This window comes from Thermoanaerobacterium aotearoense, assembly GCF_009905255.1.
GTDB classification, from domain to species: domain Bacteria; phylum Bacillota; class Thermoanaerobacteria; order Thermoanaerobacterales; family Thermoanaerobacteraceae; genus Thermoanaerobacterium; species Thermoanaerobacterium aotearoense.
Genome location: NZ_CP047602.1, coordinates 706,981 through 719,995, shown reverse-complemented (window position 1 = coordinate 719,995; position 13,015 = coordinate 706,981). Strand labels below are relative to the sequence as shown.

At 35.3% G+C, this 13,015-nt stretch carries 11 protein-coding genes and 9 tRNA genes; 2 read left to right on the top strand and 18 right to left on the bottom strand.

What is annotated here, in order from left to right; translation table 11 throughout:
• Positions 1-4: 4 nt before the first annotated feature.
• The 4 genes from GSH73_RS03505 to GSH73_RS03490 all read right to left on the bottom strand — a co-directional run bounded on the left by GSH73_RS03505 (position 5) and on the right by GSH73_RS03490 (position 4,033).
• Positions 5-577, bottom strand: coding sequence for a TetR/AcrR family transcriptional regulator (locus tag GSH73_RS03505; protein WP_014759369.1), 573 nt, complete (start codon positions 575-577; stop codon positions 5-7).
• 75 nt (positions 578-652) lie between these two features.
• A complete protein-coding gene (locus GSH73_RS03500) occupies positions 653-1,528 on the bottom strand; it encodes a DNRLRE domain-containing protein (protein WP_014759370.1) in 876 nt (291 codons plus the stop codon).
• A gap of 31 nt (positions 1,529-1,559) precedes the next feature.
• Positions 1,560-3,335, bottom strand: coding sequence for a TPR domain-containing glycosyltransferase (locus GSH73_RS03495; RefSeq protein WP_014759371.1), 1,776 nt, complete (start codon positions 3,333-3,335; stop codon positions 1,560-1,562).
• 44 nt (positions 3,336-3,379) lie between these two features.
• The gene (locus GSH73_RS03490) at positions 3,380-4,033 is read right to left on the bottom strand and encodes a DUF6385 domain-containing protein (protein ID WP_014759372.1); all 654 of its coding nucleotides are present in this window, start codon (positions 4,031-4,033) and stop codon (positions 3,380-3,382) included.
• 186 nt (positions 4,034-4,219) lie between these two features.
• Here GSH73_RS03490 and GSH73_RS03485 point away from each other — a divergent pair.
• A tRNA-Leu gene (locus GSH73_RS03485) sits at positions 4,220-4,303 on the top strand.
• 108 nt (positions 4,304-4,411) lie between these two features.
• Here GSH73_RS03485 and GSH73_RS03480 read toward each other — a convergent pair.
• Together GSH73_RS03480 and GSH73_RS03475 are read right to left on the bottom strand one after the other, a co-directional pair.
• Positions 4,412-5,119: a hypothetical protein gene (locus GSH73_RS03480; RefSeq protein WP_014759373.1), complete on the bottom strand. Its 708-nt coding sequence runs from the start codon at positions 5,117-5,119 to the stop codon at positions 4,412-4,414.
• A gap of 84 nt (positions 5,120-5,203) precedes the next feature.
• Complete coding sequence (locus tag GSH73_RS03475) at positions 5,204-5,962, bottom strand: TSUP family transporter (RefSeq protein WP_014759374.1); 759 nt, start codon at positions 5,960-5,962, stop codon at positions 5,204-5,206.
• Between the two features lie 218 nt (positions 5,963-6,180).
• Here GSH73_RS03475 and GSH73_RS03470 point away from each other — a divergent pair, with 218 nt between their 5' ends.
• Positions 6,181-7,986, top strand: a complete 1,806-nt coding sequence (locus tag GSH73_RS03470) for an ABC transporter ATP-binding protein (protein WP_201739045.1) — start codon at positions 6,181-6,183, stop codon at positions 7,984-7,986.
• A 325-nt stretch (positions 7,987-8,311) separates the two neighbouring features.
• Here the strand turns inward: GSH73_RS03470 and GSH73_RS03465 are convergent.
• The 12 genes from GSH73_RS03465 to GSH73_RS03410 form a co-directional block, all read right to left on the bottom strand.
• Positions 8,312-8,384, bottom strand: a tRNA-Lys gene (locus tag GSH73_RS03465).
• Between the two features lie 8 nt (positions 8,385-8,392).
• Positions 8,393-8,468 (bottom strand) — tRNA-Gly (locus GSH73_RS03460).
• Between the two features lie 8 nt (positions 8,469-8,476).
• Positions 8,477-8,563 (bottom strand) — tRNA-Leu (locus GSH73_RS03455).
• Positions 8,564-8,602: 39 nt separating this feature from the next.
• Positions 8,603-8,675: transfer RNA gene (locus GSH73_RS03450), tRNA-Lys, on the bottom strand.
• Between the two features lie 4 nt (positions 8,676-8,679).
• Positions 8,680-8,755: transfer RNA gene (locus GSH73_RS03445), tRNA-Gln, on the bottom strand.
• A 4-nt stretch (positions 8,756-8,759) separates the two neighbouring features.
• Positions 8,760-8,836 (bottom strand) — tRNA-His (locus GSH73_RS03440).
• A 34-nt stretch (positions 8,837-8,870) separates the two neighbouring features.
• Positions 8,871-8,947: transfer RNA gene (locus tag GSH73_RS03435), tRNA-Arg, on the bottom strand.
• A 4-nt stretch (positions 8,948-8,951) separates the two neighbouring features.
• Positions 8,952-9,025 (bottom strand) — tRNA-Gly (locus tag GSH73_RS03430).
• An 82-nt stretch (positions 9,026-9,107) separates the two neighbouring features.
• On the bottom strand, positions 9,108-9,635 hold the full coding sequence (locus GSH73_RS03425) for a metallophosphoesterase (RefSeq protein WP_014759376.1): 528 nt from the start codon (positions 9,633-9,635) through the stop codon (positions 9,108-9,110).
• Positions 9,632-10,228 (bottom strand): XTP/dITP diphosphatase, encoded by a 597-nt coding sequence (locus GSH73_RS03420; protein WP_014759377.1) that lies wholly within the window; start codon positions 10,226-10,228, stop codon positions 9,632-9,634. The genes GSH73_RS03425 and GSH73_RS03420 overlap by 4 nt, the downstream gene beginning before the upstream one ends.
• Positions 10,194-10,973, bottom strand: coding sequence for a ribonuclease PH (gene rph / locus GSH73_RS03415; protein ID WP_014759378.1), 780 nt, complete (start codon positions 10,971-10,973; stop codon positions 10,194-10,196). The genes GSH73_RS03420 and rph overlap by 35 nt, the downstream gene beginning before the upstream one ends.
• Positions 10,974-11,118: 145 nt before the next feature.
• Positions 11,119-12,873 carry an N-acetylmuramoyl-L-alanine amidase family protein gene (locus tag GSH73_RS03410; protein WP_014759379.1) on the bottom strand — a complete coding sequence of 585 codons (1,755 nt, stop codon included), beginning with the start codon at positions 12,871-12,873 and terminating at the stop codon, positions 11,119-11,121.
• Positions 12,874-13,015 lie beyond the last annotated feature (142 nt).

The window sequence follows — 13,015 nt, the reverse complement described above, 5'->3', positions numbered from 1 at the left end:
AAGATTAATCTCTATAATGGATTCCATTAAATGTATATTCAATAACACTATCTGCTATATGTTCCGGGTCTATAATGTCATTATTTCTAAATTGAAAGATAATAAGAGAGCTTATCATTCCAAAAAAGGCAGAAGACAGTAGTTTTTTATCACATCTTTCTATTAGCTTTTCTTCAATTCCTTCATCAATTATGTCCTCAATAATCTTTAAATAATCGTATATTTTTTCTCTAAAGCTATTTTGAATATCTTCTTTTCCCCACAATTGGCTTAGCAATATCAGGACAAAATCTTTGTACTTAAATAAAAAATTCGACTGAACCACAATTATCTCCCTTAGTTTTTCTACAGAATTTTTCATGTGGCTTATCTTCTCCAATATTTGATTCTTTAAAAGCGACAATCCTTCATCTATCAAGAATATCAATATATCGTCTTTGCTATTAAAGTGATAATAGAGGGTTCCTTTGGCTACACCTGCTTTATCTGCAATTTCATCCATTGTAGCCTTATAGAAACCTTTCTGAGAAATTATATCTATGGCCGCATTAAATATCTTTTCCTTTGTCTTATTCATTTAAAACTATCCCTCTTCATTTGATATTATACTATTAATATTATAATGCATTTTTTTAATTTGTGCCGCAATTTTTTAAACTTGTGCCTCAAACCATACGGTAATGTTTGCTCCTTTTCCTGCATCTTTGTTTTTATATGATAGCCTTGAATACTGAGAAAATAAATAAGGTACTAATGCAACTGTTTTTCCGGCATCTAAAATTGTTTCATTGCCATCCTCTATCCACAGATCATCACCAGGACTTATGAGAAGTTTTACTATAGCTGCATTTTCACTTGTATTATAAACAAAGTACGTATACTTATCGTATGATGAACAATCATTCACATCTGTAAAATTTTCATCATCATATACTGTATAGGTAGACTTTGCCTTCACAAATCTTCTCTCATTTAGCGTAAATGGGTATCCTTCTATATAAGTCAGTTGCAACATTGGCCTTAGAGATATGTTTATTGTTTCATCTTTAGAATAAAAACTTTTTGTTTCAAAGTTTTGCACTTCTGGAGTTTTAAGCAATATCCCGTTGTTTTTGTAAATGCCATTTATCCATCCATTAACTATATTCGTTATATTAAATCCATACCAGCCCTCCTTAGTCACAGCCTTTGTAGAGCCGAATACTGTTTCATCAATATTGGGCCCATTATTCCATGTTGCTGTATTTTCATCCCATTCATTCAAAACCAAAAATGGTGTAATATATGCAGCAATTGATGGATTTGTGGCATAATTGAAGTAAAGCTTCAAAATAGCTTCAACCACAATAGAACCTTGTGGCATCATGCCTAAATCAAATTGTATAAGAGCTCTGTACACCGATTTTCCAGATAAACCAATGTAATACCTGCCGATCCAAAGTGTAGGATCACTTCCCCTATTACTGTTTGGGTAACCCGATTCTAATGACGTATCTTTTGTGGATGGCTGTATAATTATAGAAGGCATTCCATCACCCCTACAAACAAAATCAAAACAATCAACTAATTTTGTCTTCCTTTTGCCCACACAAACTGCTTAATATAATCATACCTTCTTCATCGATTATATCAAATAGCTTCATAGAACGTGTCAATTCTTCTTCAGCAAGTTTGTACGCTCCATGCCGATAATAAAGCTTTCCCAATCTCAATAAAACATCTTTCTCATTTACCATATTAAGCATATTTAACGATTTTTCAAATAAATCAAATTCCTGAATCTCAAACAGTTTGTCGAGTACAATAAAAATAACATTTGTATATGTGCCAGTGTCTTCAACGCCTATTGGCAATATCACATCTTTTTTTAGCAACAGATCCAATTTGAAAAATACTTTATAAGCCTCTATAAAGCGTTTTTTTAACAACAACATTTGATTCTTAATGCTTTTTCCAATCAACAAGCGGCAAATAATATCATTAATATGACTATCAAGGGTGTATTCACCGCCATCCACCATTTCAAAACATTCTGCAGCTTCATCATATCTGTGTAGATACATCAATGTTCTTCCCTTTACATAATACGTTATATTATTCTTCAGTGAATTTAGTGCCATGTCTATAAATTTTAGCGATTGCTGATACTTGCCATTTAAAAAGAATATATCGCTTATAATCGTATACGCTTCAGGTGACAAATCAAAATGCGAAACAATTTTCTCTATCGCAGTCTTCTCATCGTATCTGCTGAAATAAGCGTTTGATAATTTATACAGTATTGCTTTATTGGTTGGGTTAAGTCTAAATGAATTTAAAAAACATTCAATGGCATCGTCAAAATTTTTTGCATCCATAAAAACTTCTCCCATGGCAAGGTAAGCTTTAAATCCTCCTACACCTACTATAAATCTATCAATAAGAGATGGTTCACCTATCTCTATGCATCTTTTAAAACAATTTATGGCCTCTTGGTAATGACCAATCCTATGGTATAACATGCCTTTTAAGAACACCACATCAGTTACATTCGGATATTTTTCAATAGACTCATTGCATAAACTAAATGCTTCGTCAAGCTTATTTAACTGATTTAAACAAATGATCATCCTGATAATCAGTTTTGTCGTATAGCCAGTTTTAATGTTTTTTGAAAAATCAAAAGACTTCTTAAAGTAATTATACGCGCGCTCATAATCGCCCAACGCCATGTACTCCGCTCCAATATTGAAATTGTGAAAGGGATTGTCTGGATCTCTTTTTAGCTCCTTTTTCAGTATAGACATGTTCCTGTTTCTTTTATCTTTTTCTTTGATATTTTTGTGCAAATAGCCGTAGTGATAAACTTTTATCGGAACTTCTGCTACATTTCCGCCATGATTTAATATTGAAATCAATATCTGTTCATGAATGGACCCAATAAATCTGTACTCAGCTTTATTCTTAATGATCCTTACATTTAAGTTGGAAAGAGCATCCGATCCTTCTTCATCTCCTACATAGCTTATGGTTTCAAACAAATATGCATCAATTTTATCGTCTTTCAAAAGCACATTTATCATTTTTTTACCATCTTCATCAAGCTCGTCGTCAGCATCCATCAGCAAAATCCAATCGCCTTTTGCCTTATCTAATGAAAAATTTCTGGCTGCACTAAAATCATTATTCCATTTATAATAGAAGACCGTTGCGCCGAATTTTTTCGCTATTTCCACCGTTTTATCAGTACTGCCAGTATCCACGATTATGATTTCATCGACTACGTCGTAAACACTTTTAAGGCATCTTTCAAGATTGTCCTCTTCATTTTTTACGATCATGCACAGGCTTAACATTTGAATCCTCCTTTCGAAAATATATGGGGCATAAAGCCCCATCGTTAAACCTGAGCGTTGTAATAAAATTCTGCAGTGGCTGCGGCACCGCCTGTGTCGTAATACAATCTTGTATACTGCATAAATTTCACAGCAGTCAAGACTGTAATAGATCCGCCTGCCAGACTAATACTATTGATGTCATCAACAAAATAGGTGTCAGTAGTAGTAGGACTTATCTGGAGTTTAATGGAAATAGTATTAGTGCCTGTATTCGTTATATAATAAGAATACATGGATTTGTTGCCTGTATTCTCCATCAAAACAACACCTGTTCCGGTTACACCTGCAATGCTTGTGGAGTCTTCCAAGAATGTCCTGCTTCCAAGTGTAAATGAATCAGTTGAGGCAGTAAGAGGTCTTATATCTAATGATGACGCAGTTACAGTCACTGTTCCAGCAACTGTGACCGTACCACTGCTAATAGTCACAGAATCAGTTGCACCACTTAGCGGTCTTATATCAAGATTTGATGCAGTAACCGTTAAAGTTCCTTGTGCCGTCACTGTGCCTGCTACAGTCACAGAGCCATCAACAGTTGACAAAAGTTTTCCAGTGGTCGAATCTAACAATAGAGGCGTTGGTGTAGTGCCTTGCATTCCATGAATCAAAGTTTTTAACTGTTCCGCCACTGGATTAAAAACTATATTGTTAGGCATTTATATCCCCCCTCTTTCTATATATTATGGAGATATAGCTTTTTTGTTACAAAAAATATATATTATAATATGTATAGAAAAGACTTGTATATGGAAATAGGCTTTTAAAACCGTATCTGCTATTGACATTTTAGTGAATATTAATTATAATACCATTGTTAAGGTTTTTGACTTAAAGATTTATGTGCGGATGTGGCGGAATTGGCAGACGCGCTAGACTTAGGATCTAGTGTCTTTGACGTGGGGGTTCAAATCCCTTCATCCGCACCAAAAGTTATATAGGTTATGATGGAGATTTACATAAAAAGGCGTTAATCGAAATAGATTAGCGCCTTTTTTGTTTTTAAAGCCCTTTCATTTAAACACATTATAAACTTTTTATGAAAAATTAAGATAAAAAAGCAAGTCTGAAAGCTGCATTTTTCTAATGTTCCATTTTCTTTTGTAAAGTTTTATCAATTTATAAGGCAAGTTTAGATTATTTACAAGCTTAAAAAATTCATCGTCAAGCCAAGGTGGTGTCCATGCACCAGATCTACATATATGTATAGCTGCTGTGTATATATCCTTAGGCAATTCATCAATATCATTGTAATATCTAACCGGAAAAAGTTTATTAAAATCTTTAAAGTCTTCTGGCTTTTCAGTCGTATGATGGCTGTATACTATATTAGCCTTTTTTATCCAACCTTCACATAACAGTTTACCCATCCAATTAGCACAATTCAACTTAAAACTTGTTGAACTAATTCCTCCATATCCTAAATCAGCATGCGTATCTAAAGAGTACACTTCTTCACATTTATTATTTATAGCTATATGATATGACAACATGTGAGACTCAGACACGTATACTTCAATGTCTTTTGCAAAGATAAAATGTTCCCTTATCTTATCCCAAAAATCATCCAAACTAAAAGATATGGACACTGATTTTTCTATGTCAATACCTCTCAAAGAGCTTTCTAAATGCCTTTTATACCATATCCACTCTATATTTCTTGGTGTCTCAGTGTATGAATTCAACCACTCTTTTTTTAAAGGAATAAAATAATCCCAATCTATACTTAATAGACTGCGAACCATATCCCTTCATCACCCAAAATGCTTAGAATAGTGGTTTCTCACACTTCACTAATCATTAAAAACAATGAAGGTGATTTCAATACATCATTTTGCTATGTCAAACACCATTTTAATCGCATAAGCTATAGCAACACATACAAGTATTGGTCGTATTAGCTTAGCACCATTTTTTATCGCAACTTTTGTGCCAAACCTGGCACCGACTATCATAGCAATCGCCATAGGGATCGCCGCTGAGTAAATTATCTTACTGTTTACAGCAAACAGTATCAAAGAAGTGATATTGCTGACAAAATTGAGTATTTTGCCATTTCCCGCGCTTAGCTTAAAGTCATATCCTAATAATATTATAAACAAAAATATATAAAATGAACCTGTGCCTGGTCCAAAAAAACCATCATAAAACCCTAATACGATGGATATAACAAGGCCTATTATTACCGCCTTTCTATTTACTCCTTTGAATTTATTTACATTTCCAACATTTTTCGATAACAGTGTATACATTGCCACAAATATCATCAATATTATTATGATGATTCTTAATTTTGAACTGTCTAACAGCAAAACTGCTTTAACTCCTAAAATTGCTCCAAATAGTGTCCCAAAAGCAAGGTATTTCAACAAATCTATATCATACACTTTATATTTCATGAAAGTTATAGAACTGGTAAAAGATGCACACGTAGATGCAAATTTGTTTGTGCCAAGAGCATATGCTGGAGGCACTCCTAAAACCATAAGCCCGGGAAGGCTTATTATGCCGCCACCGCCTGCTATAGAATCAATAAACGCGGCAGTAAAACCTATAACGCATAATGATAAAATGTATTCTAACGTCAAAAATATCTTCCTCTCTCTTTTTCAAATTCCCTTCATTATTATATCACAATAAGCGTAGTAATTAAGTTTATTTTCTTTCTGCTTGTATACAATGGGAACTTCATCGTCACAATATGATGATATGCTTCATGATTTCCTTAAGGAAAACATTTTTGACATATTAACAATAGTTTTGATATAATTTACTCGTGATTTCTATTAATGAAAGAATGATTTAAATGCAGTCAATGGGATATCGTGGTAAAAGATTTTACAGAGAAACTGATGAAAAACCTCACATCACAAAATCATTCATTTTGCGCATACTAAAGTATTTTATGCCGTATTGGAAACTAATGATAGTATTGTTTATGACTGTTATTTCCACATCCATATTAGGCGTAGTTCCATCTATACTAACCAAAAACGTAATAGATATTGCGCTGCCACAGAAAAATTTGAAGCTTTTAGTTACATATATTTTTTTGTCATTTGCAACAACATTACTGCTTAATATTATTGCTGTTAGACAATCATATTTAAACAGCATTGTCTCAAAAAGCATAATCAGAGACCTAAGATCCATCATGTACAATCATTTAGAGCACATGTCTATAAGCTTTTTTTCTAATGCAAAAACAGGTGAAATAACCTCCAGAATCAATAATGATATTGGAGGAATAGAAAGTGTATTTTCAAACACGTTTATTCAACTTTTATCTGGTATATTTGTCTTTCTAACAACTGCAGCAACTTTGTTCTACACAAATTGGATGCTTGCCATCGTCAGCCTTCTGACATTGCCTTTGTTTGTAATACCTACAAGAAAGGTTGGCAAAAAGCGCTGGGAAATAGCACTTAAAACCCAATCGAAACTTGCAGAATTGACAAACATAATAACTGAAACTTTAAATATAAGCGGTATGTTTCTTATTAAGCTCTTTACAAAAGAAAAAGAAAAATATAGAGAATTTGAAAAAGTAAATAATGAAGTGACACAACTTCAAATAAGGGCGACGATCATTGGCAGATGGTTTTTTATGACAATACAAACTTTTATTGCAATAGGGCCAATGCTTATATATTTGGTTGGAGGGATAATACTTATAAGATATAATACTATTACAATAGGCGGAATAGTCATGTTTGTATCGCTGGTATCAAGACTATACGGTCCAGTAAGTACATTTTCAAATATACACGTAGATATTATTAGATCATTAGCATTGTTCGAACGCATTTTTCAATATTTAGATTTAAAAAGCGAGATTTATGAAAAAGAAAATTCAATCGTTGTTAACAGTGTAAAAGGTAACATCAAATTCAAACATGTCTATTTTTCTTATGATGGTTTCCACGATACTCTTAAAGATATCAACTTCGAAATAAAGCCTGGTCAAATGGCAGCTTTAGTTGGGCCAAGCGGAGCTGGAAAAACTACCATTACTTATCTTCTTCCCAGACTTTATGATGTGAAAATGGGAGGAATCTTTTTGGATGGAATAGATGTAAGAGATATCTCACTTAGTTCTCTAAGAAGCCATATAGGAATGGTTACACAAGATACATACCTTTTTAATACAACTATAAAAGAAAATCTGCTTTTTGCACGCCAAAATGCCACAGATGAGGAAATAATAAGTGCGTGCAAAGCAGCGTATATTCACGATTTTATCGAATCTCTTCCTAACGGCTACGATACAATAGTAGGCGATAGAGGTATAAAATTATCTGGCGGTGAAAAACAACGCATATCCATTGCCAGGACATTACTAAAAGATCCCAAGATTATAATATTTGATGAAGCTACATCAGCACTCGACTCCAATTCTGAGTTTTATATACAAAAGGCATTAGAACCTCTTTTAAAATCCAGAACCAGCTTAGTCATCGCCCATCGTCTATCCACCATAATTGCTGCAGACGTAATATTTGTTGTAGTAAATGGTGAAATAGTTGAAAAAGGAAGCCACGAAGAACTTTTAAAAAAAGGAGGCATCTACAAAGATTTGTATAACACCCAGTTCAAAATAAAAAATGCCTAAATCTAAAGCACACCTTATTAGATAATTTTTTAGCCTTTACTTTATTTATATTTGACATTTCCACTTAATGGAATCTTTCTATTAAGATGATATATTTGCCGTACAGAACGTTAGTCCATCAGAAGAAAAAATGTATCACGATATTCTAAAGAACTTCTCAAAAAAGAAAATTTGCCCAACATAAGATTATATGACTTAAGGAATACATGTACTGCCAGATATGCAAAAACCAGCAACAGATAAGCTTGAAAAAATGTTGTTTTAATTTCGCATACAAAAAGGGTATCGATAAAATCTCGATACCCTTTGATTGCTTAAATACTAGTGCGCCATTAGGGACTCGAACCCCAGACCCGCTGATTAAGAGTCAGCTGCTCTACCAACTGAGCTAATGGCGCATGTTGTATGGAGCGGACAACGAGACTCGAACTCGCGACCCTCACCTTGGCAAGGTGATGCTCTACCAACTGAGCTATGTCCGCATTATATATGGTGCGGGAGAAGGGACTTGAACCCATATGCCATGACTGGCACTAGAACCTGAATCTAGCGCGTCTGCCAATTCCGCCACTCCCGCATTAACGCCAGATTGTTTCTCTTTCAATATCTTTTTAAGTGACCCATCCGCGATTCGAACGCGGGACACCCTGCTTAAAAGGCAGGTGCTCTGCCGACTGAGCTAATGGGTCATGCTGGCTGGGATGGCAGGATTCGAACCTACGAACTGCCAGAGTCAAAGTCTGGTGCCTTACCACTTGGCTACATCCCATCAATGGGGTGGGTAGTGGGGCTCGAACCCACGACCTCCAGAGCCACAATCTGGCGCTCTAGCCAACTGAACTATACCCACCATATTATAAACATAAATCATATTCTCCAAAAAATGGTGCGCCTGAAGAGATTCGAACTCCCGACACACGGATTAGAAGTCCGTTGCTCTATCCAACTGAGCTACAGGCGCATATTGGAGCGGGTGATGGGAATCGAACCCACGTAGCTAGCTTGGAAGGCTAGAACTCTACCATTGAGCTACACCCGCATATACAGTTGTCATCGCTTGTTTCTGCCTCATCGCTCTGACAGTTTTAAATTATATCAGGAATATTTATCTTTGTCAACACCTAAAATTCAAATTTTGTTCCACTTTTTTTATTTCCAATGTATTCCTCCATGTCGTCTATGTTTATTAGTTGCGGCACAATGATGCCATCCTCTATATTTACTATGGATACTGTCCGTGATGACCCTTCACGTGGCATTGAGGGGCTGCCAGGGTTCAATACAAGCATATCACCAGCCCTATATATTAGCGGCACATGAGTATGTCCATAAAACACAGCATCAACGCCATATTCCCTGGCTTTTTCTATTATGATACTTTTTTCAAATTTGACGTAGTACTTATGTCCATGTGACAAAAGTATCTTTTTACCTGCTAATTCAATAATCTTTTCATACTTCTCTTTGTCGCCAAAATCGCAATTGCCATATACATATACAGTTGGTATTCCAAACTCTTTATTCAGCGCCTCTGCGTCTTTGTAATAGTCCCCTAAATGTATAACATAATCAATATTTTTAATATTTTTTAAAATATTTCTCACTGATTGTAACATTCCGTGAGTATCACTTGTAACAAATAGTCTCATCTGCGATCCTCCAAATTATTTTTTATATATTCTTTCAATTTTTTCAAAGCATTTGCCCTATGACTTACTTTGTTTTTTTCTTCTAAGGTAAGTTCTGCTAATGTCTTGCCTACCTCATCAACATAAAATACCGGATCATACCCAAAACCGTGTTGTCCTCTTGGAACATCAATTATCCTACCATCTACTTTTCCTTCTATTATAGCTTCTCTTCCTTTGTAAATCAACGCTATAACAGTTTTAAAAGTAGCTTTCCTCTTTTCCATCGGAACACCTTTTAATAAGTTTAAAAGTTTGTTGTTGTTGTCTTCGTATGTGGCGTTTACACCGGCAAATCTTGCAGTATAAACACCTGGTTCACCATCTAAATAGTCCACAAACAAACCTGTATCATCAGCAATCACCAGTTCATCGGTTAAATTTGCTATAGACCTGGCCTTTAATAAAGCATTTTCCTCAATAGTCTTACCTGTTTCTTCTACTTCATCATATGATCCAATGTCATCTGCCGACAACACCTCATAATCTCCTTTAAAAAATTCCCTTATCTCATCCACTTTATACTTGTTGTGGCTCGCTACAACTATTTTCATCGCTTTCAACCCCGATTTCTAATGATATATCTCCTAATGATTCTTTTTGAATCTGTATGATTTTATTCAATCCTTCCTCTGCCAATTCTAAAAGCTCTGAAAAATCACTTTTGCTAAATGGCCCACCTTCACCAGTTCCTTGTATCTCGATGAATTCGCCTTTATCCGTCATGACGATGTTCATATCAACGTGTGCATTGCTATCTTCTAAGTAGCATAGATCTAAAAGTTTTTCATTGCCTACAATTCCAACGCTTACAGCGGCAACAAAGCTTTTTATAGGAAGTTTACTTATGGCCCCCTTTTCCTTAAGCTTATTCATGGCATCTACAAGTGCTACAAACGAACCTGTGATAGAAGCAGTCCTGGTTCCTCCGTCTGCCTGTATTACATCGCAATCGATCCATATCGTTTTTTCTCCTAATGCATCTAAGTCCACAACAGCCCTTAATGCTCTGCCTATAAGTCTTTGGATTTCCATCGTCCGCCCTGACTGCTTGCCTTTTGTAGACTCCCTCTGAGTTCTGGTTTCAGTAGCTCTCGGAATCATTGAGTACTCACTTGTAATCCATCCTTTGCCAGTCCCCTTTTGAAATGGTGGCACTTTATCTTCAATTGATGCAGTGCAAATGACCTTTGTATTGCCGACTTCTATCAAAACAGACCCTTCAGCATATCTGTTGAAATTCCTGGTTATCTTTATGGGTCTTAGCGATCTCGAATCTCTTCCATCTATTCTTTTCATTTCTTCAGCTCCTTTATATTTTATACTATAATTTTAGCCTTATTTAATTTTTGTTATCCAGAGCGTAAACCATAATATTATTTTAAAACCTTTTAGATTAATTTACAAGAAAGCATATAAAAAAACAGGCGATTTTTTGCCTGTTTTAATTGCTGCCATATACGGAATTTGAAACTGTCGTACTTATGCTGCCATTAGATAATTTGTCAAAATAATCGACAATTCCATTGTATATTCCTTGTGCGACTTTCCACTGGAAATTTTCGTCAGTCAAAAGCTGAGCATCCGTAGGACTTGTGACAAATCCCGTCTCCACTAAAACAGCAGGCATCTTCGTCTGATTAAGAACTACTAAATTTGGCCTTTCCGAAAGTCCTCTGTCAGTGGTATTTATCTGTTTCATGAGATCATCATGAATTATCTGTGCAAATGTCTTTTCGTCTCTTGTATCGCCATTATAGCCATTTGGGTAATACAAAACAGTAGTGCCATTTGCTGAAGGCGATTCAAAAGAATCAGAATGGATGCTTACAAAGACATCTGCTCCAGCATTATTCGCTTGTGAAGGCCTGTCATAAAGACCTACGTCAGTATCAGTCGTCCTGGATATCATAGTCCTATATCCTCCATTGTCCAACAGCGCCTTTAATTTTAATCCAATGGCAAGGTTGATATCTGCTTCGTGTATCCCTCCGACCCCTATAGCACCTGGATCAGAACCTCCATGTCCTGGATCTATGTAAACTAACTGCTTTTTATTAGGGTCTGGTTTTGTTATTGTAAGCAATACACCCTGAGGAGTTGGTTGAACATTAAAATCTGCTTTAAGACTGGTATCTGCAACAATCCTCACTGTATTTGGATCAAGCTGAGAATATCTAATACCTGTAACGACATTTCCACTGTAAGATATGGTGCCTGTTAATTTACCATCTGGCATCGTCAAGCTTGCACCTGTCACATCTATAATGATCTTGTTATCACCATATCTGGATGGACTGAAGTGATCAGCATCTGTACCTATCGTTATCTGATCTCCATTATTTACCTTAGCAGCTAAAATATTCGTCACTTTATTTTGTCCTATTTTAAACGATATGTCGAATTCTTTTTTATCTTGTGACTGTGTTATAGTATACGGCATTGAATAGTCCATATTTACAACAAGCCTTGTTACTGCTGGCTGTAACTTGTTCTGTCCTATATAAGCTTGATTTAAGCCATTTTTGTCTATCGTTATCTGCTTATTAGTAACAGTATTTATCGCATTGTTGAAGTCAAAATAAACTCTGATGTTGCTGTCATCATTTACAGAACCACGCGTATACGTTAGAGGTCCATCGCCTTTAACAGTTATGGTGTACGTACCATTTGTGTAATTTGATGTAAAACTTACAATATTGACGTTGTTTGCAGAGGGAGGATCTGCTTTTTTAGTAGCTTGAATTAGATATTTGTCTGCAACCCATTTCACATCATAACCTAAGTTTTCAAACAAAAACCTCATCGGCACATAAGTCGTATTGTTGTTTATAAGCCTTGCTGGAACATCCAACGATACATTATTGCCATTTACTGTAGCGTAATTCTTCCCTATAACCAATTTAATTACTTTATCCTTTGAAGTCACAGTAACTGTCTGAGTCTTACCATCCCAATCGACTTTTTGGCCTAATCCCTCACTTATCGCTCTAAGTGGCACTATCGTGCTATTGTCAATGATAAGCGGCGGATTATTCCCGGTGTCAAATTTAGCTCCATCGACAGTAATCGACACATCAGGCACATTGTAGCTTATAGGCTTGTTATCAAGTACAATCGTAGCTTTATATGCATAGGCAGTTATGTAAAACGTGGACAAAAGCAGTAAAAGCGCAAAAAAAGCGATGACTTTTTTCAACATTTTCCCCCCTTTGCATATAAAATCGGCATTTTTTTCATCATATTTATATATTATTATACATATATTACAGGCAAGTTACAAACATATTAAGATTTTATTAAGATGTTAAACGTTATTACTTGGAAAATTAAAACTACAA

Coding starts and splice junctions, on each gene's coding strand:
- GSH73_RS03505 (WP_014759369.1), bottom strand. CDS start 577: ATGAATAAGACAAAGGAAAAGATATTTAATGCGGCCATAGATATAATT.
- GSH73_RS03500 (WP_014759370.1), bottom strand. CDS start 1,528: ATGCCTTCTATAATTATACAGCCATCCACAAAAGATACGTCATTAGAA.
- GSH73_RS03495 (WP_014759371.1), bottom strand. CDS start 3,335: ATGTTAAGCCTGTGCATGATCGTAAAAAATGAAGAGGACAATCTTGAA.
- GSH73_RS03490 (WP_014759372.1), bottom strand. CDS start 4,033: ATGCCTAACAATATAGTTTTTAATCCAGTGGCGGAACAGTTAAAAACT.
- GSH73_RS03480 (WP_014759373.1), bottom strand. CDS start 5,119: ATGGTTCGCAGTCTATTAAGTATAGATTGGGATTATTTTATTCCTTTA.
- GSH73_RS03470 (WP_201739045.1), top strand. CDS start 6,181: ATGCAGTCAATGGGATATCGTGGTAAAAGATTTTACAGAGAAACTGAT.
- GSH73_RS03425 (WP_014759376.1), bottom strand. CDS start 9,635: ATGAGACTATTTGTTACAAGTGATACTCACGGAATGTTACAATCAGTG.
- GSH73_RS03420 (WP_014759377.1), bottom strand. CDS start 10,228: ATGAAAATAGTTGTAGCGAGCCACAACAAGTATAAAGTGGATGAGATA.
- rph (WP_014759378.1), bottom strand. CDS start 10,973: ATGAAAAGAATAGATGGAAGAGATTCGAGATCGCTAAGACCCATAAAG.